The following is a 19,629-nucleotide window of genomic DNA, read 5'->3' on the forward strand; positions in this document are numbered from 1 at the left end:
AGTCATTACCCGATGTTCATCATATGTTAACAGTTATATATAGAATTAATTTTTCTCTACAGCGTGACCGCCAAATTCGTTACGCAGTGCTGCTACCACTTTACCTGTGAATGTATCTGTCTCCAGGGAACGGTAACGCATCAGCAAGGACAAAGCGATAACTGGTGTAGCGGTTTGAAGGTCAAATGCCGTTTCTACCGTCCAACGTCCTTCGCCGGAAGAGTGCATTACACCTTTAATTTCATCCAGGTTTGCATCTTTGGAGAAGGCACGTTCTGTAAGTTCCATCAACCAAGAGCGGATAACGGATCCGTTGTTCCATACGCGAGCCACTTGTTCGAAGTCGAAGTCAAAACCGCTTTTCTCCAATACGTCAAAACCTTCACCGATGGATGCCATCATGCCGTACTCGATACCATTGTGAACCATTTTGAGGAAGTGACCGCTGCCCGCTTTACCTGCATACAGGTAGCCGTTCTCCACGGAAGTATCTTTGAATGCCGGTTCAACAATTGCCCAAGCTTCCGGGTCTCCACCGATCATATAACATGCTCCATTACGTGCGCCTTCCATACCGCCAGATGTACCTGCATCCATGTAGTGAATGCCTTTAGGCTTCATCTCTTCGTAACGACGGATGGATTCTTTGTAGTGGGAGTTACCCGCTTCAATAATGATGTCGCCTTTGGACAACAATGGGCTCACTTCAGCCAGTACAGCGTCTACCACGTTGTGAGGAACCATGATCCACAGTACACGTGGAGATTCGAGCGAAGCTACCATCTCTGCGTAAGAAGATACGCCTTCAGCGCCGTATTCTTTCATTTCTTTTACTGCTTCAGCGTTCAGGTCAAAAGCAACCACTTCGTGTTTGTGATCAATCAGGTTTCTACCCAGGTTCAATCCCATTTTTCCTAATCCGACAAGTCCAAGTTTCATTTCAAAATCCTCCTGTTATGAACAATGTTTAAATTTCATCTTTGTTGCAGAGCGCCAGACTACATTCCCGTTTCGCAGCAACCGTTCCGGTTACGGCTCGTTCTTTCGATCGCTGTTGTATCCAAATTTCTTTTCATCAACCTTTAAATTGATGAAATTTGGATACAAAGGCGAAGTGTATGCTTACGAAGTAGCTTTCTTTCAGAAAGCTTTTAGCTTTGCTTCTACAGAATCGATTCCGTCCCCTACACTACGTCGCTACTTAGGCAAAAAACTCAGTGCGTCCGCTAATCTATATTCAAAAATTTTCACGGCCTTCCGCCCACATAACCGGAAGGGCTTATGCAAAATTGGAACGGTATAATTCGTAATAGATACTGTGTTATATCAGCAATTTACACCTTCGATCCAACTCGCTTCTGAGTACAAGCTCTAGGGGAATAAAACATTCCGTTCTATATCCTGCTGACTTGGAAGACGCAATTTGGATTGTGCAAAATGTTTATTTGTGAGTAGAACGGATTGTACTGTTGTCTTTACTATTGTGTTCTCTTGTGCTCACTCTTTCGTTTCACTTACCACCAACGATAACCGTCTTCTGCTGTCAGGCGATCTCCTGACTCAGGTCCATGTGAACCTGCGCTGTACGTATCCAGTGGCACACTGCCCGCTTCGAATGCTTCCTGAATCGGTTGCACCCATTTCCATGCCAACTCCACTTCATTCCAGTGAGCGAAGAAGGTGGAATCTCCACGCATCGCGTCAAAGATCAGATTCTCATACGCTTCAGGGATGTTACGTTTACCTGAGTTGAATGTCATATGCATCGGCTCCACTTCACCATGGTTCAATGGATTCTTCGCATTTAATTGAAACGAGATGCTTTCTCCCGGACCAATTTCAATCGTAAGCAGGTTCGGTTCCGTTGTATTTTCGGATTCATGTCCCGTCTTCAACGGAGCCTTGAATTCAACAACGATTCGGGTGGATTTCTCAGCCAGGCGTTTACCTGTACGGATGTAGAACGGAACCTCGCTCCAGAATGGATCATCGATCCGCAGTCTCGCGGCAACATACGTCTCATTCTGAGATCCGACTGGGATGCCAGGCTCGTCCAGATATCCAACAACCGAAGTACCTTGTAGCTCACCTGCTGCATATTGCGCACGAACAACTTCAGAAGTGATATTTTCTTTCGTCAAAGGACGAAGCGCTTCAGCAATTTTTTGCTTTTTAAATTGAATTTCTTCCGGTGTACAACGTTTAGGCAGATGCAAACCGATCATCATCAGCAACTGAAGCATATGATTTTGGAACATGTCACGAAGGGCACCGCTTTGGTCGTAATACGCGGCACGTTCTTCAACACCCACCGTCTCACTTGCCGTAATCTGTACATTGGCAATATAACGGTTAGACCACAACGCTTGAATCACCGGATTTGCATAGGTGAGCGTCTCAATATTTTGAACCATCGGTTTACCGAGGAAATGGTCAATGCGATAGATCTCTTCTTCCGCAAAGGTATTGCTCAGTTTTTCGTTCAGATCACGAGCCGATTGCAGGTCGTGTCCGAAAGGTTTTTCGATAATCAGTTTCTTCCAGCCTTTGGTGTTACCCAGGCCACTTTCTTGAATGTTTAATGCGATTGGCTCAAAGAATTCCGGGGCCACCGACATGTAGAACATGCGATTTTCGGGAATGTTAAGCTCTTGTTCACGCTGTTGAACCAACTCCAACAGTTTGGTGTAATCTTCAAGCTTTGTATTATTTAAAGAACAATAGCGGAAAGCTCCAATGAAATCACGAACTTGAGATGCTTCTTCCGGCGTCTGACGTGAGAATTCATGCAGTGACTTTTCAACATTCGCCTGGAAGTCCGTATCCGACAATTCACGTCGTCCCAATCCGATAACGGAGAAGGATTTCGGCATTTTCTGATCCATGTACAAGTTATATAATGCAGGGTAAATCTTGCGTTTGGCTAAATCGCCAGTTGCCCCGAACAGGACAAATGTCATTGCATCCATTGGAGTGCCTCCTGTGATCTGTGCAGTATAGTATATGATGTTGCAAAATGTTCAAATCCAAGCATGACAAAAGACGGAATAAGTGGGGGTGGTCCCCGCCTTGCCTCCGTTTATATAACGCACCTGAATTCAACCATGGAACATTCCTTCTCTCCACAACCTGTGTTTAGGTTATAAATTGTAACCATTTGAATTAACGTTACCCATATTACACCTGTCGTCACAATTCGTCAATAATCATGTCGAACCTGTGAACTCCAGTGTTTATAGGGTTTTTATTTGATGATAACGCTTTATGTGGTAACATTAAGAACAATTGGAATGTGACATTTTACACATATGGCCTGTGGACAAGTAGGTTACAATAAGTATACTAATGATATTACAAGCAATACTAAATCAAAGGAGTACAATCATGAGCGATGATGAGAATGCCAAGCAAATATGCACAAAAGTGGAACAATCTTATCAGATCATTGGCCGAAAATGGGTAGCCCTCATTATCCATGCATTGGTGGAGGAGCCCAAACGCTTCAGTGAGATTCACGCTTATATCCCTGACTTGAGCAAACGTGTGTTAAATGAGCGAATGAAGGAATTGGAGGAAGAAGGACTTGTGGTTCGCCATGTAGTTACGGAACGTCCAGTTCGAACTGAATATATGTTGTCACGAAAAGGCACGGAACTGGGGAGAGCGCTAAGCGCCGTGGAACGTTGGGCTGATAAGTGGCTGTAACATTTTGAGGAATCATTATTGTTTATTTAGCTTGAAGGTAACGCCGTGCAATCCCGGAGGTGGAGTATCGCATTTAGCAACTGGCTAGTGCAATCCGCATCCGGGATTTTTAAATTCAAACGGTGAATACTAATTGTATAGAGACGTAATAACGCTATTTTTCACAATCCAAAATAAAGCTTACTGCACCGTTCAAATTGTTGCTGATACTGCAGCGGGGTCGTCCTGGCAGATTTGCGAAATAACTGGATGGAATATGGTCCATTTGGAAACCGGCGCGTCTGCCAATCCTCCACCGAAAGTGTTGTTATCTCAAGGAGCAGTAGGCTTGCTTCGACCTTCGGGCTGTGACGTAGTCCGTTATGCTGCTACCTGTCTCTTGATGAAAAATGCGGGAAGCATACGATTTGGACATGTGAACATCTGCCACCATCTGCTCCTAATCTGATCACATATTTGAAATGCTCTTCAATCCATTGCATTCTCTTCTCCAAGTGTCTCAAATGACGTTAATACGCTAAATGAGAAAGCGTTTCATTTTCGCCCTCTTTCTGTTGATTATCGTCAAAGGGATTATTATTATCTGGAAACGTTCTCGAAGATAATTGGATGAAGGCACCGGGTCTATTGATTTTTCGGAGTTGTAGACGCAACAAACGTAGCACAAAAAAATGCCACCTCACTATTACGTGAGGTGGTATCTTTAGATATTCATAATAATTACTTATTATTTTGGATTAGATCATTATTTCAAGATTAAAACAAATTTTTATGTAAAATAAAAAATAAAATCTCAATATTCATTCAATAGCTTCCATCCGCATCCTTTATTCTCTTGATCGCATCTAACATTTCCTGTTTTTGTTTGAGGAGTAACTGTGTCCGAGTATCCACTGATAAAAGAACACTTCCACCTTGATTCGAAGTTTATCGGCTGATTGTCCCTTCCAGGTGTTCAACTTCCCATACAATACACGTGCTTCTCTCTCATTTTCTCTCAATTCGCTAAGGATAAGATCCAACTCTTGTTCTGCCTGTAATAACTGATCCAAGTCCATGGGTATACTGCTTCCACTCATTACATCTTCCTGCCTTTCTACCCATGTTCGTTAAGCTACTGTTCCACTATCGGCCTGGATAAATAGATCCGCCTTGTTCTGAATATAATCTACAAGATCAGTGGTATGTTATGTTCCAGATGCCATTCATCTACTGCTTAATACTTCTGAAGATCCCATACAATCGGCACAAGCCGCTGACTGTGACTGCTCTCGGTGTACTCAAAAAAGTTCCGTTGGATTCGCTCGAAGGTACGGCTCATATCCTGTGCTTGGCGACTCCATTTTCCCTGCAATCTCCTTCAGTTCCTCTGGCGTTAACTCGATGGTTCCTGCCGAGTATCCACCAACAACGTTAACCACAGATTTGAAACCTTTGGATAGGGTATCCCATGCTTCACGTGCATGATCCAGTAATTTATGATCCGAAGGTTTCGGGGAGAGTAACTCACTTGTTCTCCCGTAATTTCATCATACAATGTATTATCGATATATCCATCGTCATCGAAGCTATAATGCTTCATATCGTGATATCCAGGACCATCCAGTGTATCCTTTATTTTGTCCACAGCACCGTAACTGGCATTAAAATCGTCATAATTTTGATCAATCACGAGAGTTGAGCTCACGTGCCTCTCATATCCTCCGAGCATGCCGCTTGCAATGAAATCCCCAGGATGAATGAAGTTGGTCACCTGACGATCGAAAGCACCTTCTTCTGCTTTCCTACACATTTCTGGTGTTAACGATGCCACGACGGTAGGCGCACTAAACGTGACTGCATCCAGTCCTGTATACACCGCTGCATATTGTGCATTCGCCCCGCCTAATGAATGCCCCGTAAGTGTAAAGTCTGCATCGGGATACTTACTTTGCATCTCTTTCACGTAATCTTCTGCTTCGTATAACTGATTATCAGGTCCAAACTCTTTATCTATACTTTTGCCTGTATCCCCAAACAAGTTATTGAGCCATGTAATCCCTAAGGTATCTTCAATACCCTGCACATTTTCTTTCCCAGCTTCAGACAAAGGATCAATTTTTCTAGCAATCGTAGCCCCTGTTTCAGGAAGACCAATATTGAGAACATCTGCTTTTAAATCAGGTGCTTTTCTATCCCAAGTGCTGGAGCCTTCCGTTCCTCGGAAAGCAATGACCGCTTGTTTCGTATCTGGGTTGTAAAAGGTCACTACATCCATGCCAGATGAATTATGTTTTTGATCTAGTACTTCCCAACCAGGGAGAACGCCTATTTTCTTACCAGTTTCATAATCCTTATACGCTTCTTGTGACATCTTCTTATAAACAAGATCAGTAATTTCTCTATTATTTGAACTCTCTTTATTCATTAAAACGTCCACCTTTCATTGTCATTCCAATTTGTATGGATCGTAACCTTCGTTTAACAAAACTTCTTCTAATTCTGGGCTAAAACTAAATGACTCCGTTCGGTTTTCCTCATAATTAATGGAAACATTAAAGGATTGTTCTTCATGTTGAGAAACATAGCCATAAAAAGTAACCCAACTCATTGCCATTTTAGGTTGCATTTGTTTCCTAGCAATTTTCACATCGAGGTCATAAGTATCCTTCAAATACTGAATGGCAATGGCCTCCGAACGATCTATAATTTCTTGATCTTTATCTTTTGTATCCACTCTTGAACACCCTCCTAAAATGAAAACTATCATTATGGTAAATGTAATTATTTTTATCATCCGGGACACAACCATCCCTCACTTTATGATCTATTTGTAAATAGATAGAAGAAATCCTCTGGTAAAAGGATTTCTTCTATCAGGATCTAATCAATAAAACTAACTTGCGTTTTCTTTAATGCGGTACCTGCGCACTGAAATCATCCCGGCTGGAGCGATCCGCATGGTAGAAGACCACGTCTCCATCCCGCAATGTAAAGCTGTTTCCGTAGCTATCCTCTACCTCACGCTGGAATCCTTCTAGTAACCATTGATTCATCAGTGGGGCATGGATATACTGCAGATGCGGTGCCGCCAGATTTCCCTCTCGAATGGACTCAAAGTTGAAGTTCACCACGATATACCCATCCTTCAAGAAGATCGGCGATTTAGCATCCAGTCCGCCATGCGTACGTCCATACTCAGCCAAGTTTGTTCCCGCTTGCACCACATAGGGCTCAGCAGGTAGACTGTATTCCCCGTACCATTGTTGAATGGCTGCATTCGCACGCAGGACATCTGCACTGGCGGTCGTTGGAATATTCGTTTTCGGACCGATAAATGTCCGCAACTGTTCTGGCATCAAGAGGAGGCTATACCCACCTACGGGTGTTTTCATTTTCGTGAACTTGTCTCGATAGTACTCTTGATACGCTCGTTCACTCATCATCCCCGGGTGGATTTCACCATATCGGTTGTATTTGTACGTCGCTGTATCTCGTAGTTGCTCGGACGGGACTTGGCGCAACCGATCATTTAAAATCACAAACCGCTTCACTTGGTCTTCTGTCGAACCGATGCGAATAAAGTTCCGTTGGTTGGTGGAGTAATACAGATCCACGGGCACACGCGTACGGCCATCCTTACTCACAAAATCAAAGGTTGGCGTGAGACGAATGCCGTCTCGTGGGCCAAACATGTTGCCTTTCGTTTTAAAGTCAAACTTGAAGTGGTATCCCGTTTTCACCGCCACATTCTGATACCCTTGCAGTGGGTGACTGCCTGGGCGAATCGGGACGGTAAACTGCGGTTTGTTCCCCCGCTTATCTCCGTCAATATCCTGCGTGCCGGTCCAGTAAGTGATCCAGGTCGGCGCAAGGCTATTTTTGAAACGGCGGAAGACCAGCTCCCAATTATAATCGGCGATATCGGTAATCTCAAAATCATATAGTCTCCCAATGACCTCCACAGATACTTCGTCCGAAGCGGCGTGGTAGTACAGATCTGTGTTGGCAGCGGGCTGGGCGTCAATCTCCGGCTCGGTACTAAAATGCGATGGGGCATTTTCAGCGATATTCCGGAATTCCACCTGGTAGTCTCCTTCATCCACCCACACAGGCAGATAGAAGGTCGTATCCAGTACCGGTACCTGAACATCAATCCATGTATTTCGTGGATAAAATTGCGTTCGGTCAGCACTGTACACGTCAAAAGGAAACCGCACTTGTTTGATCCGATAATATTTAGCGTAATCCCGATCGCCATATCCGGGATAGGATCCCGCATCCAGATGCTGTCCGTTGGTCGGGATGCGAACCGTGAATGGTCGCTCCAAAATGAGCGCGGACCGACTCATGTTCGGCACCGTTTTCTGGTTATGTGGCTGATCATCCGAAACGAGCGAGTAGTTCACGACTGGGGTATGGACGGTGACGGTGTTGATACCATTGATATCGAACTCTTGGTCATCGCCTCCATTCACACTGTTATCCATTAAGATATAACGAATGGTACCCTCGCTGATGGTATCTTGTTTGTTCGCCTTACTGATTGGAATATAGTTATAGGGACTATATAATACATTCTCATCAATCTGCACGGGATCTGGAATTTCGCCGGGCTGCGGGCCGGATTCAGGGGACCGCTGCGGATCCATAACCGTCCCTCCATTAAAGTAAAAGGCATCATTCTCTACCTCTACATCAGGGACTGCATCCTCAGCCACACTCTGTAGATCTTCATCGGGCGGGGAGGGTCGATCCTTTCCTCCCGTTTCTGTGCCAGGCGGAGCTGTGACTTTGACTGGATTGGGTGGCGGATAATAATAGCCCGTCGTTTCCGCCTTAAAATCTGGAGGAACATACCCTTCGGGCTGCAACGTGATTTGTCCAGATCCAAAAGCATAATTGATTAGCGTCGCCTCATCGATGCTGTATACACTTAACGTATCAATCGTCCAATAAGCGTATGGACGTTCAACAGTATATTGCTTGGTAACCGTTTCTTCCGCTTCCTGTGGATCTGGAACTTCCCTCTCATTGCCCTCCGCATCTTTCTCAGTCTTCTTCGGATCCCACTTCAGGGTCCATATTTTCTCAACATCAAACTGATATGTACATGTGCCTGTCATCTGTACAAAGGTATGTTCAAACAAATAATCTCGACTAAATACGTTACCATAGAGGCTTTCAGAGGTGGGAATCCCCTTGAGAACATCAAAAGGTTCACTGCCCCGTTGATCTGCCCTAATCATAGCTGTAACGACTGGATCCATAATCTGGCCTTCTAATGTCCGTCCGGGTTGGGGCTGTGAGCATGCAGTTACAGGTTCTTCTGGAATCTCGTTATCTTCCCCTACGGTTATCGTGACGTTTTCCCAAATATAGTACGGCCCTTTTTTCCAAAGAGCAGTAATTTTTGCAGTCCCTCTGCCTTCTGCCTTCACTACTCCGTTGGAATTTACTGTTGCAACACCCTCTTTATCTGTCTTCCACTCGGTTTGTTCACGAGTTGAGACATTTACCCAGTCTGTTGTATTCCCTTGATAGTCAATCTCGCGCACTTCTGCAGCAAGCTGAACCGTTTCTCCCTCCTGCAACGTGTTATCCGAGTTAACCCGAATCTCTTTTGTTTCGTAAACATGAGCTATATAATCAATATGCAACGGAGTCCAATATGCTACTTGCCATTTTTTTTTGCCGTCAGGTCTAGTACCATAATCTCGTTCTTCATTTAACTCATGTGGATACCCTGTTAATACGTTGATTTCGATATGCTTATCTCCGAATGTATATCCGGGTTTAGCATTTCCGGGTGTATAGTTATCTCCTCCCAAATAATCAACATTCTTTACTCCGAGATCATCAATATACCTTCTGTCAAATGTATTTCCATTTATATCTTCCAAAGAGTCCGGCGCGTATACTGTAGCATCTATCTTATCAATAAACCTCTCTCTGACTGGATATCCACGAGTTCTATTCTCATTCCAATGTGTTGTTGTAGTAACCCGACTATTTGAAGATTCACCTGTTGCGGACCAAATTTCTCCATCACCCTGTGTCCATATCACCTTAGGATTGGGGTCTTTATATCCATTAACAGTTACTTTAATCTTTTGTTTCCCTCTTGATCTACCTTGAGCATCAGTGGGGACCAATTTTTCAAGGTCTTCTGGATAACCGTTACGAAAATGATAGTCACTAGCTTGTGCCGCCACGAGAGGGAGAATCCCTGTTATGAAAGTGATCATTAAAATTATATTCCAGATTTTTTTTTTCATAATTACCCTCTCTACTATCTTCCATATATCTGTACACCTGAACCATCATCTGTCTTGAATCCTGCCACAAGTCCTTTATAGCCCTCATCATACCACTTCACAATCCATATTCTTACTCCATTAGTCGATGAATATTTCGCAAAAAAGTTCTCAGCGTTGGACTTTGGCAAAGTTGTATAACCAAATTTTTCAGCCAAGTCTTCTTTCAGAGCAGACCCAAAAAATGAATTACTCAAACCTTGTCGATAGTCATCGAGATTGAATCCTTTTTTATTCGGGTAAATAGTAACCTCTTGAAATACAGCTATTAATTTCTTTGGATAAGACTGATACCATTCTTTATATGACTCTGAGAAAAAGAAGGGGGCATATACTCCTCTCTTATTATTCCATTCTGTAGGATCAACAGCTATGGTGCGATGGAGAACTAGACTCCCACTTTTATTGCTAAATGTCACTTTCTTCTCGCTTGCATCTGAAAAATCACGACCAGTTGTAAATTCAAATGGAGTAATTTCTTTAAAATTAGATTTCGCTACCCCCACAGATCTGATTTCATTTAGTGCTTCGAACGATGATGCCTTCTTACCTTCCATATTGGCTATTCTCAATAGAATTACCGAAGCTTCTGCACGCGTAGTGGCTTTAGTTAAGCCAAATGATTTATCCGGATATCCCGTCATTACACCTGTTCCGATCGCTACTGCTATATAAGGTGCTTTACTTTGAGAGATCCCTGGAGAAAATGCTTCTTTTACAGGAATTAAAGATGTCTTGGTATCCTCCAAAGCTTGTTCGAAGTCCTTGTCAGCAGCTGCTAATCCGGAACTAATCCACTTGGCCATCTCTTCACGAGTAATTATCGTACTCGGCTTAAAGCCGTTTGGATAATCCTTTACGTTAATAAATCCAAGAGATACTGCACGATTCACTTCTGTTTCACTCCAGTGACCGGTCAAATCCTTAAACACGTTACCTTGCTCCGTCTCTGGAGTCCCTTTCGCGACTCGTGCCAGCAACGCTGCAAATTCTGCGCGCGTGACGGTGGAGCCAGGCTTAAATGTGCCATCACTAAATCCTTTGAAGTAGCCTTTTTCTACAGCTGCATCGATGGATGCTTTCGCCCAATGGCTTGTAGGCACATCTTTAAATGAGGTAACTGCTGCTTGACTGGTGTTTCCGGTGAAAGGGAACATTCCAATTACCAATGCACCGCTTAATATGAGTTGTGTTACTTTTTTCAATTCTTTCACACTCCATTTTTATTTTTTTCTGTGGAACCTTTATGCCTATGTACATTTTTCTTGAATCTAAATTTTGCTATCATCAAATATATAGGACTTATTTAAATAAAATAGTTCACTAAGCAATATATCCCATTAAAGTTCCATGAATATTTTACCATAACGCGATGCCTATTCATAGGTATTAAGACTTATTTCTGCTTGTATATATCCCCCTGAATCCAGGGATAATGTTTCTTACCTTACTTAGATTACCCAATGCTTTACGTATTGTACTTGCTACTCTCTCCCTCATCTTTTCTCACAACTTAGGCTCATCACAATAATGAAAAAACCTTTAAATGGCTTTTAAACACCATTCAAAGGTTTCTTAGTTTTGATTCTATACTTTAATTTTAATGTTTTATATTTGACGGATTGTCAAACCAAGTGCGACAGTTCCTCTGTGAAGGATTCGTGAGCGGTTCTCCAACCCAAGCATTTTCGTGGTCTGTGATTCATTAGATCGAGTGAACGGGCGAGAGCTTTATCCTCCACTTGAGCGAGATCGGTACCTTTAGGGAAAATTCTCGAAGCAACCCGTTTGCATTCTCGTTGGAACCGCGTTGCCAAGACGAATACGGATCAGCAAAATAAATGTGCAGGTTATGGGTCGTTTCTAGATTGGCATAGCATGCAAACTCCTTTCCTCGATCAGCTGTAGCTGTAAGGAAGGTCCCTGTAGGGTACTGTGAGATCGCTACACCGAGCGCAATCTCCATCGACAAAGCGGTACGGTCTGGCATGAGAACAGCGGTATACAGGCGTGTTTTACGTTCAATCAACGTGGCTACGCAGCCTTTACTTTTCCCACGACCCGATACGACGGTATCCAGTTCCCAGTGTCCAAACGTTTCGCGGGAACGAACCTCTTTGGGACGATCTGAAATGGATCTGCCGACAGCGAATTTACCGCGAGTTTCTGCCGGTTTCTGGCGCTTCCCCTTGTGCCGAAGAACCTGTAATACACCTCGAACCAAGCGCCCAGCGTAGATCCAGCGATAGATGGTTTTGAAGGAGACTGCACGCCGGCCTTCGATACGGAAGCGCTGAGTGATCTGTTCTGGAGACCACGTTGCCTCCAGTTTTTCCTCCAGTGAAGCAGCCAAGCTGTCTGACCATTTACCTGAAGAAACAGAGGCTTTACGACGCTCCTCATAAGCGTTCTGAGCGTATTTTGCCTGATAGGGACGCGATGAATTAACACGATCTAGTTCACGGCAAATCGTGGATGAGTGCCTTCCCAGCTCTTTTGCAATAGCTCTTGAACTTTTGCCTTGTCTGTGGAGGATTTCTAGCTTGCTGCGTTCGATTATGCTAAGATGTGAATAACTCATGGACTGATTCTCCTTGTGTGAATGCTGGTGTGGTAACTTTCATTCTACACGAATCAGGCTATGAGCCATTTTTTATTTCCAGCGGGTGTCGCACTTCATATTACAATCCGTCATTTATAGAACTTTACCTTTGCGGCTGTGACTGCCTAAGACTCTTATTTATTGTTGAGAGACAAAGATGAACCCTCCTCCATATAATAGGGACTGCACCCCTTTTATGATATAGAGATCAAAACACCTTGCAAGTTTAAGCAGCCAGTCTTCGGAAATTTATCGGAGACTGGTTATTTTCGCTTGAATCTGATAGTAAGTGATGTAATCTCAAACGCTCTGTTCAACGATGGCTGTCGTTGTGCACCTAAGATCTTCGAGGTAGAACGTTTCAGACTTTAGTGTGGAATGAAACGACTAAATGGGGGCATTATCAGCGGGCGTTCCTTTACGGGACATGCTCATTGTAATGCCTTTCCCCTTTATTACAGTTTGGTAAACTTGAGAAGTATACACGCTACCCTGGTCGCTGTGGAGCAGCATATTTGTCCGCTCTGGAAGTTGCTCTAGCGTATCCAAAACCAAGGATGTGTCCTGCTTGTCCGCTATACTGTAAGCGACAATCTCTCCGTTGTACAGATCCAAAATGCTTGAAAGGTATAACATTTTATTACCGAAAGGCAAATAAGTAATGTCGGTCACCTGTTTTTGCAAAGGAGTTTCTGCATTAAATTTGCACCATAGTAGATGTTCCGCATGTTTTGCAGGTTGCCCCGTGTTCTTTCATTTTTTCATTCTCACTCGACATTGTAAAACCTCGTACTGCATAATTCGTTGTATTCGTTTATGATTTATGGGACCTTCAATCCGAAGCAAGGCAGTGTTTTTCCAATCCATACCGGAACTAGTGCTGAGTACAAAGCTGAACTACTTTCACGACCATCGGATCTGGACACTTGCTCTCCCGAGCTGTCTTCCAGCGGTAGTATGTCGCTCGAGCAATTCCAAGCCATGCACAAGCCTCAGACATCGTCACTTCTTTTCGAATGGACTGGACCCAAGCGATAACGACTTTTGCTTCCACCTCTTTTCGAGTTTATTGTACTTTTTTAGCAGATCCAGTTGCTGTTTCAAAAATCGGTTTTCTGCTTTTACTTTTTCGAGTTCTGTCTTGTGTTCTGGACCTCTTCCGTAGCTATATTGCTTACCAACCGGTTGATCTAAGGGATGTAATTCTCCTTTTCGATACCATATCATCCACGTTTTTAATTGTGACTTATTTCGTATTTCGAGCTGATCCATAACCTCTTTCACGGGTACCTCTTCCAATCTCATTTCTATGGCTTTCATCTTTAATTCCACGGGATAACTCACTCTTGATGCCATTACAAAAACACCTTCAAGATGATCTCCTTATCTTACGACAAGGTTTCATTCTCTTAAAGGTGTTTTGATTTGTCTCACGTTATGGGGTCAGTCCAAAGCTCTAAGCGCATATTGTGGTATTTTTTTATTTTCGTAATATAGCCTAATTTATAACTGATGATAAGATAATAAAAACAAACACATACTATAAAATCAACTAATTTATTATTTTCGATACTTTTGTACCGTCAAACTTATCACCCCATCCTCTATTTTCTTTAATAGAGTAAATCAAAAATGACTGAATATCTGGTAAAGGGAAATTACTGTGGTTCATAAAATTGATAATCTTCTGCAATGAATTCAAACTATTTTCACCATATCCTTCAATTACAGAATAAGCATGGCTAATACCTAATTCATAAATATCTCTAATTGAAGTATTTATCGATCTATCAATATATTGATATAATTTAAATAAATATAGAAATTCATCTTTACTCAATCGCTCAAACTCATGTTCTTCATAAGTTTGAAACTCCAGTAAATTTTCAGGAATTAATTCAACTACAACTTCATTCCAATCATCTAAATATTGAGTACTAGTAAATTCCCATAAATAGTTCAATACAAGCTTCCAATCATTAACATCATATTTGAGAGTTAAAATTATGTTTTCAAAACAGCTTATCCCATATGCTACCCTACCTCTCAACGATATATATTTAAATTGCTCCATATCCATGTCTACTTCTCTCCTTTAGTCCAACCCGTTATAGCATCAGCAACCGTCCCCTTGAAAGTGCTTGTACAATTTTCACAAGCCAATTTTGTTTTTCCAAAAGATGAACGTGTTGTTTCGATCGTAACTAAATATAAGTCATTTAATTTCGCATTCTGATTCAATGCTTGGTTAATTGCATCTACTTCTGAACAATTTCCTACCTTATAATCATTGAGAGAATTTTTAGGCAATATCCCATCTTGATTTTTGTTTCCAAATAACACTGTATTTTTCACATCTCCACTTAGATCCACTCCTTTGTTCATACCATAATAGTAATTACCTGTTTTTGCATCGTAAGCTAGAGTGGCCGTATTAAAAAGATCCCTTTTTCTATTTGACGGTGCTATTGATTTCTGCATATTAGACCACTCACTAACAGAACTTAGTAACTCTTCATCGGATGGTATCCGTGGTACATCACCTTTACTCGCACCCTCAGACTTTGTTTCCCACTTACTCAACCCTAACGGATCGATGTAACTTACGGGATTCCCGTTGACATACGCATACCGGTTAAACGTCTGCCCATCCTGAATCTCTCCGCGAATTACATCCCGGTTCAGGAACCGTTTCAGCTTCGGATCATAGTACCGTGCACGCATGTAATACAATCCGTTGGCATCCGTCATGACCCCATCTCGACCATTATACGCAAACGGCTGCTGGGTTAATCCTTCATGTTGCTCCAGTTCGCCATATAATCCATACGTATAGCGGTCCGTCACCCGGTTTTGTTCATCCGTCAGCAAAGTCGTACTACCGCGCAGATCGTAGTGGTAACTCAGATACGTTCCGTCGGCATCTTCGCGTCCGATGAGTCCCAGACCATAGATGTAACGGGTTTTCACATGCCCTTCCCCGTCCAGCTCCATCAGCACTCGGCTCAGTTCATGCGCATCGTCAATGACATAGCGGGTAATTTGCCCTCGCTGGGCGAGTTCAATCCGGTCCCCCTGAGGGTTGTACCGATACTTCAGCTTGCCTGCCTTCACCAGACGGTTTCGGGCATCGTATTCGTAAGCGGAAGCCGTGCTACCATCGGTCGCATACAGCAGATTTCCGTTGGCATCGATCTCGACGGGATAGTCCCCTACCCGCTGAAGCCGGTTATCCCAGGTATAGTGCAGATGCTGCGTGGGCGAAATGCTCGTGGATTCCGTTTCAGATGTCCCTAGTTGTTCGGTTGTCAGGTTCCCGGATGGGTCATACGTGTAGTGTACAACACGACCTGGCTCGGCGCCACTACGCAGGCGTTTCAAGGTATCGTACGTGTACTGTTTGTTTTCTTCCTTCAGTAGCAAGCCGCTTGGGCTGTATTCGTACTTGAATTGCTGTAAACGAATGCCTTGTCCGCTCGTATCCGTCAGGCGAGCCAGTTGGCCTGCGGCATCGTATTCCCGTTGCTCCTGGCTGCCGTTCGGGCGCCGGGTGTCGATGAGCTTCCCGCTTGCATCATAGCGGTACCGGGTCAGGCGGCCGTTCCAGTCCTTCACTTCAGCCAGTTCACCCGTGGCTTGGTAGCGGTATTGCACCACTTTGCCATCTGGATAGGTCAGTGCCGTCATCCGGCCTGCGGCATCATACGCATATTGCAGTAGATGACCAAACCCATCGGTTCGGGTAAGCAATCGGCCTGCCGCATCGTAGGTTCGTTCCTCATGCTGCTCCGCTTCGAGCACACGCGCCACTTGTCCATCCGGCGTATAGGTCAGCACGATTTCGCCCGCTTCATCCGTGGCACGGATCAGGCGGCCCGCAGCATCATACGCATACCGGGTTTCCTGTCCCTTGGCATCCAGCTTGGCACGTAGCCAGCCGCGTTCGTCATAGCTGTACGCCGTCCGTGCACCTGCCGCATTTGTTTCCTGCAGCAAGCGTCCGCTGCGGTCATAGGTTAGACGGGTCTCGTTTCCACTGGCATCGGTGTAGCTCGTATTGCGCTCTTCCCCATCCCATGTCTGGCGATAGGTCACTTCATCTGCCCCTTCGCCTTGAATGACTTCGGTCAGGCGGTGCGCGGCATCGTAGCGATAATGGCGGGTATGACCATCCGCGTCGGTATCTTCGACGCGTTGATGGAGGGCATTGAACCGCAGCCGCGTCATGTGGCCGAGTCCATCCTGCCATGCCACGGGGCGTCCTGCGCCATCATAGGTCAGTTGCTGGACGGTCCGACCTTCGCCATCGATGACGGAGACTAGGCGACCTGCACCATCATAGTGATACCGTGTGATGTGTCCTAATGCATCGGTCACGGTCTGCAATCGACCTGCGGCGTCATAGGATAGCTGCGTGCTTTCACCGAGCGCATTCGTTTCGGCGATCAGGTGGTTTTCGGCATCATAGGTATACTGCCGAGTGTGACCGAGCGCATCGGTGATGGTCGCGACCTCACCGTTTGGCGTATACGTATAGTGCATGGAGGCTCCAGACGGACGGGTCTCCCGAATGCGCTGCCCACTGGCATCATACACAGTCTGCCATGTGAGGCCCAGCGGGTCGGTGATAGATGTCAGGCGATCTGCACCATCGTAGCTCCGGCGGCTCACACTTCCTGAGGCATCCTTCAGTTCGACCAGTCGGCCTGCTTCATCCCAGCCCACCTGTAAACGTCGGCCTTCCGGATCCAGCGTATGCTGCAGTTCGCCTGTCTCGCTGTACACATAGGTCCAGATGGCTCCCGTGAAGTCCTGATACGTGGCGGTTTGTCCGGTTTCGGTGTAGGTCCACTTGGCTGTACTGCCATCTGGACGGGTCACTTCGGCCAGTCGTTGTTGTTCATCGTACTGGTAGTTGGTTACGCCGCCTTCGGCATCCGTTTCACGCGCAACTTGGTGGTGCGCGGTATAGTGATATTCCGTTTCATGACCCAGTGGGTCGATTTCGCGGATCAGATGCCCATCCTCATCATAGACATACGTCGTGGTTTCGCCCAGCGGATTCGTCGCACTGGCCATCTGTCCTTGTCGCGTGTAGGTATAACGTGTAATCCCGCCGTCTTCGGCATGCACTTCGAGGAGCTGCAAGGCATCATCGTGCACAAGGATGCGCGCCTGACCCAGCCGATTGGTCACGGTAGTCCAGGTCTGACCCGGATGACTCTCGGTATCATACGCCATCTGCCCTGCTACACCGGATGGGTCGGTTTGCGCAATGATTCGGTACTTCTCGTCATAGGTATTGGTAAACTGAACAACGCCGGCTTCGCTCAGCGACATCAGACGCCCTTCGCCGTCATGGGTCATTTCCGTGATCGTACCGTCCGGTTCGGTTAGACGCACCAAGAATCCTGCGCTATCATAGCCAAATGTCGCTTCACGCAAGGCATCCCTGACCGCGGCAAGGTTCCCTTCCGCGGTGTAGTCCAGTGCCAGCACACGTCCCGTGACCCGGTCCTGCAACTGCTGGAGTTTTCCTTCTTCATCATAGACCAGATCAAGTGACAATCCGTCCTTGTTGGTGTGACGAAGTAGTACGCCATTGAGATCGAATTGGTACATCTCGCGCGGACTACGGGCTGTATAGAGCCAACCCTGCTCGGTGTAGCTCAGCTCGTCATGGTTCACATCCAGGTCATCACTGCGGTAACAGCCGTCCCCTTGGTGCGTAAATCGGTTTTTCCGTCCCGGTGTCCAGCAGACATCCACGATGGGTTGGAATGCATCACTAGCTTCGACTTCGATCTGAGAATCCTTTGGAGTGATGTCCAACCGCAGACCATATTGATGTGTCCAAGCCGGGCCTAGCTCTCCCCGTTGCAACAGTCCCGAATGGTAGATTAGGGTAAAGGGCCAGTCGGCTGCTCCGTGCAGCGTCAGCAGACGGTGATTCATAAATTGATGACCGGTCGCTGCGTGAATCGGGTCCTCCACTTTACTTTCTGCATGTGATTTCTGAGGATTCTGCGTTTCGGTGGTTCGCCCCGTAGATGGTTGATGCGGCGAAGAATCGATATCCTTCGACTTGGGCGCCCCTGGTGCCTCTGCCCCTTTCGGAGCGTTACCTCCGGGTGTCTTCTTTATCATCGAAGCGGCCGCTGCAGAGCCCGTTCCTGCCGCCGTTCCTGCTGCAGCCGCTGCTTTCTCGGCATCGGTGAGTCCCGTATCGTGGCGTGTGGACCCGGCATCGCTTGGCGCATCGTCTGCTTTGCCCGTTGGTTTGTTACTCGTCATCGGCGCGTCACCTGTATCCCTGGAGCCCGCGGGGGCTTCGCCTGCCTTGGTCGACTTCGGCATCGCTCCGGCAATATCCTCTCCGGCTTCTCGGGTCGAGTTCCCGGGTACGCCCGCCTTGTTCGTGCTGGTCGGGATCGCATCGATCGCTTCATCCGCGTTGCGACCGACGGTTTTTGCTGCATCTGCAGCGTCGTCCGCATGCTTCACCGCTTTCCCGGTCAGATCCATAGCTTCATCCGCATATTTAAAGAGGGAAGCCGCTTTATTGGCTCCTTTCCCCAGCGGTCCCAGCACGGCAAGACCTCGTTCGTACCATGCGAGCTTCTCTCCGGTCAGCAGATCCCGACCCGTGATGGCCTCAATAATCCCTTTCACATTGCCGACGACAGGCAAGAAATCCAGCACCGTCCCCAATGCAAAGGTGAGGAAGCTCGCCAGCTTCCCCCAGTTGAATTTTTTGCCCTCCCGGTCCGCTTGTTCATATTCTTCTCGTTTGCGACGGGTCAACTCCGACAACAGTTCCAGCTTGCTTTGCAAGCCGTCCAGTTCCCGCATCAGGTGGGTGAACGTACTTTGTACCCCACCTTGGCTGAGGGTTTTATAGCTTAGGCTGTTCATGGACCGATTCAGGTCCGCGCGCAGATCCCCCATCTCATCCGCGGCTCCGTTCAGACTTTTTGAGGTCCGCTTCAGGTCAGATAGGCTGACTTCCAATTTCATGGCTGTTCC

At 45.8% G+C, this 19,629-nt stretch carries 11 protein-coding genes and 2 pseudogenes; 2 read left to right on the forward strand and 11 right to left on the reverse strand.

Features of this window, described 5'->3' with window-relative positions:
• Nucleotides 1-45 precede the first annotated feature (45 nt).
• Together gnd and zwf are read right to left on the reverse strand one after the other, a co-directional pair.
• A complete protein-coding gene (gene gnd / locus AC1S8V_RS24655) occupies nt 46-939 on the reverse strand; it encodes a phosphogluconate dehydrogenase (NAD(+)-dependent, decarboxylating) (RefSeq protein ID WP_169480654.1) in 894 nt (297 codons plus the stop codon).
• Nucleotides 940-1,514: 575 nt separating this feature from the next.
• Nucleotides 1,515-2,969 carry a glucose-6-phosphate dehydrogenase gene (gene zwf, locus AC1S8V_RS24660; protein WP_482071148.1) on the reverse strand — a complete coding sequence of 485 codons (1,455 nt, stop codon included), beginning with the start codon at nt 2,967-2,969 and terminating at the stop codon, nt 1,515-1,517.
• Between the two features lie 415 nt (nt 2,970-3,384).
• Between zwf and AC1S8V_RS24665 the strand changes: the two genes are divergently transcribed.
• A complete protein-coding gene (locus tag AC1S8V_RS24665) occupies nt 3,385-3,705 on the forward strand; it encodes a winged helix-turn-helix transcriptional regulator (RefSeq protein ID WP_482071149.1) in 321 nt (106 codons plus the stop codon).
• A 256-nt stretch (nt 3,706-3,961) separates the two neighbouring features.
• A complete protein-coding gene (locus tag AC1S8V_RS24670) occupies nt 3,962-4,153 on the forward strand; it encodes a hypothetical protein (protein WP_482071150.1) in 192 nt (63 codons plus the stop codon).
• A 768-nt stretch (nt 4,154-4,921) separates the two neighbouring features.
• On the opposite strand, the gene AC1S8V_RS24675 is transcribed toward AC1S8V_RS24670, so the two are convergent.
• The 9 genes and pseudogenes from AC1S8V_RS24675 to AC1S8V_RS24715 all read right to left on the reverse strand — a co-directional run bounded on the left by AC1S8V_RS24675 (nt 4,922) and on the right by AC1S8V_RS24715 (nt 19,620).
• Nucleotides 4,922-5,059: a hypothetical protein gene (locus AC1S8V_RS24675; protein ID WP_482071151.1), complete on the reverse strand. Its 138-nt coding sequence runs from the start codon at nt 5,057-5,059 to the stop codon at nt 4,922-4,924.
• A gap of 21 nt (nt 5,060-5,080) precedes the next feature.
• The gene (locus AC1S8V_RS24680; protein ID WP_482071152.1) at nt 5,081-6,112 is read right to left on the reverse strand and encodes a lipase family protein; all 1,032 of its coding nucleotides are present in this window, start codon (nt 6,110-6,112) and stop codon (nt 5,081-5,083) included.
• 21 nt (nt 6,113-6,133) lie between these two features.
• On the reverse strand, nt 6,134-6,421 hold the full coding sequence (locus tag AC1S8V_RS24685) for a hypothetical protein (protein WP_482071153.1): 288 nt from the start codon (nt 6,419-6,421) through the stop codon (nt 6,134-6,136).
• Between the two features lie 175 nt (nt 6,422-6,596).
• Complete coding sequence (locus tag AC1S8V_RS24690) at nt 6,597-9,932, reverse strand: DUF5704 domain-containing protein (RefSeq protein ID WP_482071154.1); 3,336 nt, start codon at nt 9,930-9,932, stop codon at nt 6,597-6,599.
• A 44-nt stretch (nt 9,933-9,976) separates the two neighbouring features.
• Entirely contained in the window at nt 9,977-11,215 is a 1,239-nt protein-coding gene (locus tag AC1S8V_RS24695) for an S-layer homology domain-containing protein (protein ID WP_482071155.1), read from the reverse strand.
• 411 nt (nt 11,216-11,626) lie between these two features.
• Nucleotides 11,627-12,582 (reverse strand): annotated as a pseudogene (locus AC1S8V_RS24700) (IS30 family transposase).
• A gap of 247 nt (nt 12,583-12,829) precedes the next feature.
• Nucleotides 12,830-13,959 (reverse strand): annotated as a pseudogene (locus tag AC1S8V_RS24705) (IS3 family transposase).
• Nucleotides 13,960-14,155: 196 nt separating this feature from the next.
• The gene (locus AC1S8V_RS24710; protein ID WP_150364202.1) at nt 14,156-14,683 is read right to left on the reverse strand and encodes a hypothetical protein; all 528 of its coding nucleotides are present in this window, start codon (nt 14,681-14,683) and stop codon (nt 14,156-14,158) included.
• Nucleotides 14,684-14,685: 2 nt separating this feature from the next.
• The gene (locus AC1S8V_RS24715) at nt 14,686-19,620 is read right to left on the reverse strand and encodes an RHS repeat-associated core domain-containing protein (RefSeq protein WP_482071156.1); all 4,935 of its coding nucleotides are present in this window, start codon (nt 19,618-19,620) and stop codon (nt 14,686-14,688) included.
• Nucleotides 19,621-19,629 lie beyond the last annotated feature (9 nt).

The sequence above is a fragment of the Paenibacillus sp. B46(2026) genome (assembly GCF_056786355.1).

Coding starts and splice junctions, on each gene's coding strand:
- AC1S8V_RS24680 (WP_482071152.1), bottom strand. CDS start 6,112: ATGAATAAAGAGAGTTCAAATAATAGAGAAATTACTGATCTTGTTTAT.
- AC1S8V_RS24715 (WP_482071156.1), bottom strand. CDS start 19,620: ATGAAATTGGAAGTCAGCCTATCTGACCTGAAGCGGACCTCAAAAAGT.
- zwf (WP_482071148.1), bottom strand. CDS start 2,969: ATGGATGCAATGACATTTGTCCTGTTCGGGGCAACTGGCGATTTAGCC.
- AC1S8V_RS24670 (WP_482071150.1), top strand. CDS start 3,962: ATGGTCCATTTGGAAACCGGCGCGTCTGCCAATCCTCCACCGAAAGTG.
- gnd (WP_169480654.1), bottom strand. CDS start 939: ATGAAACTTGGACTTGTCGGATTAGGAAAAATGGGATTGAACCTGGGT.
- AC1S8V_RS24710 (WP_150364202.1), bottom strand. CDS start 14,683: ATGGATATGGAGCAATTTAAATATATATCGTTGAGAGGTAGGGTAGCA.
- AC1S8V_RS24690 (WP_482071154.1), bottom strand. CDS start 9,932: ATGATCACTTTCATAACAGGGATTCTCCCTCTCGTGGCGGCACAAGCT.
- AC1S8V_RS24665 (WP_482071149.1), top strand. CDS start 3,385: ATGAGCGATGATGAGAATGCCAAGCAAATATGCACAAAAGTGGAACAA.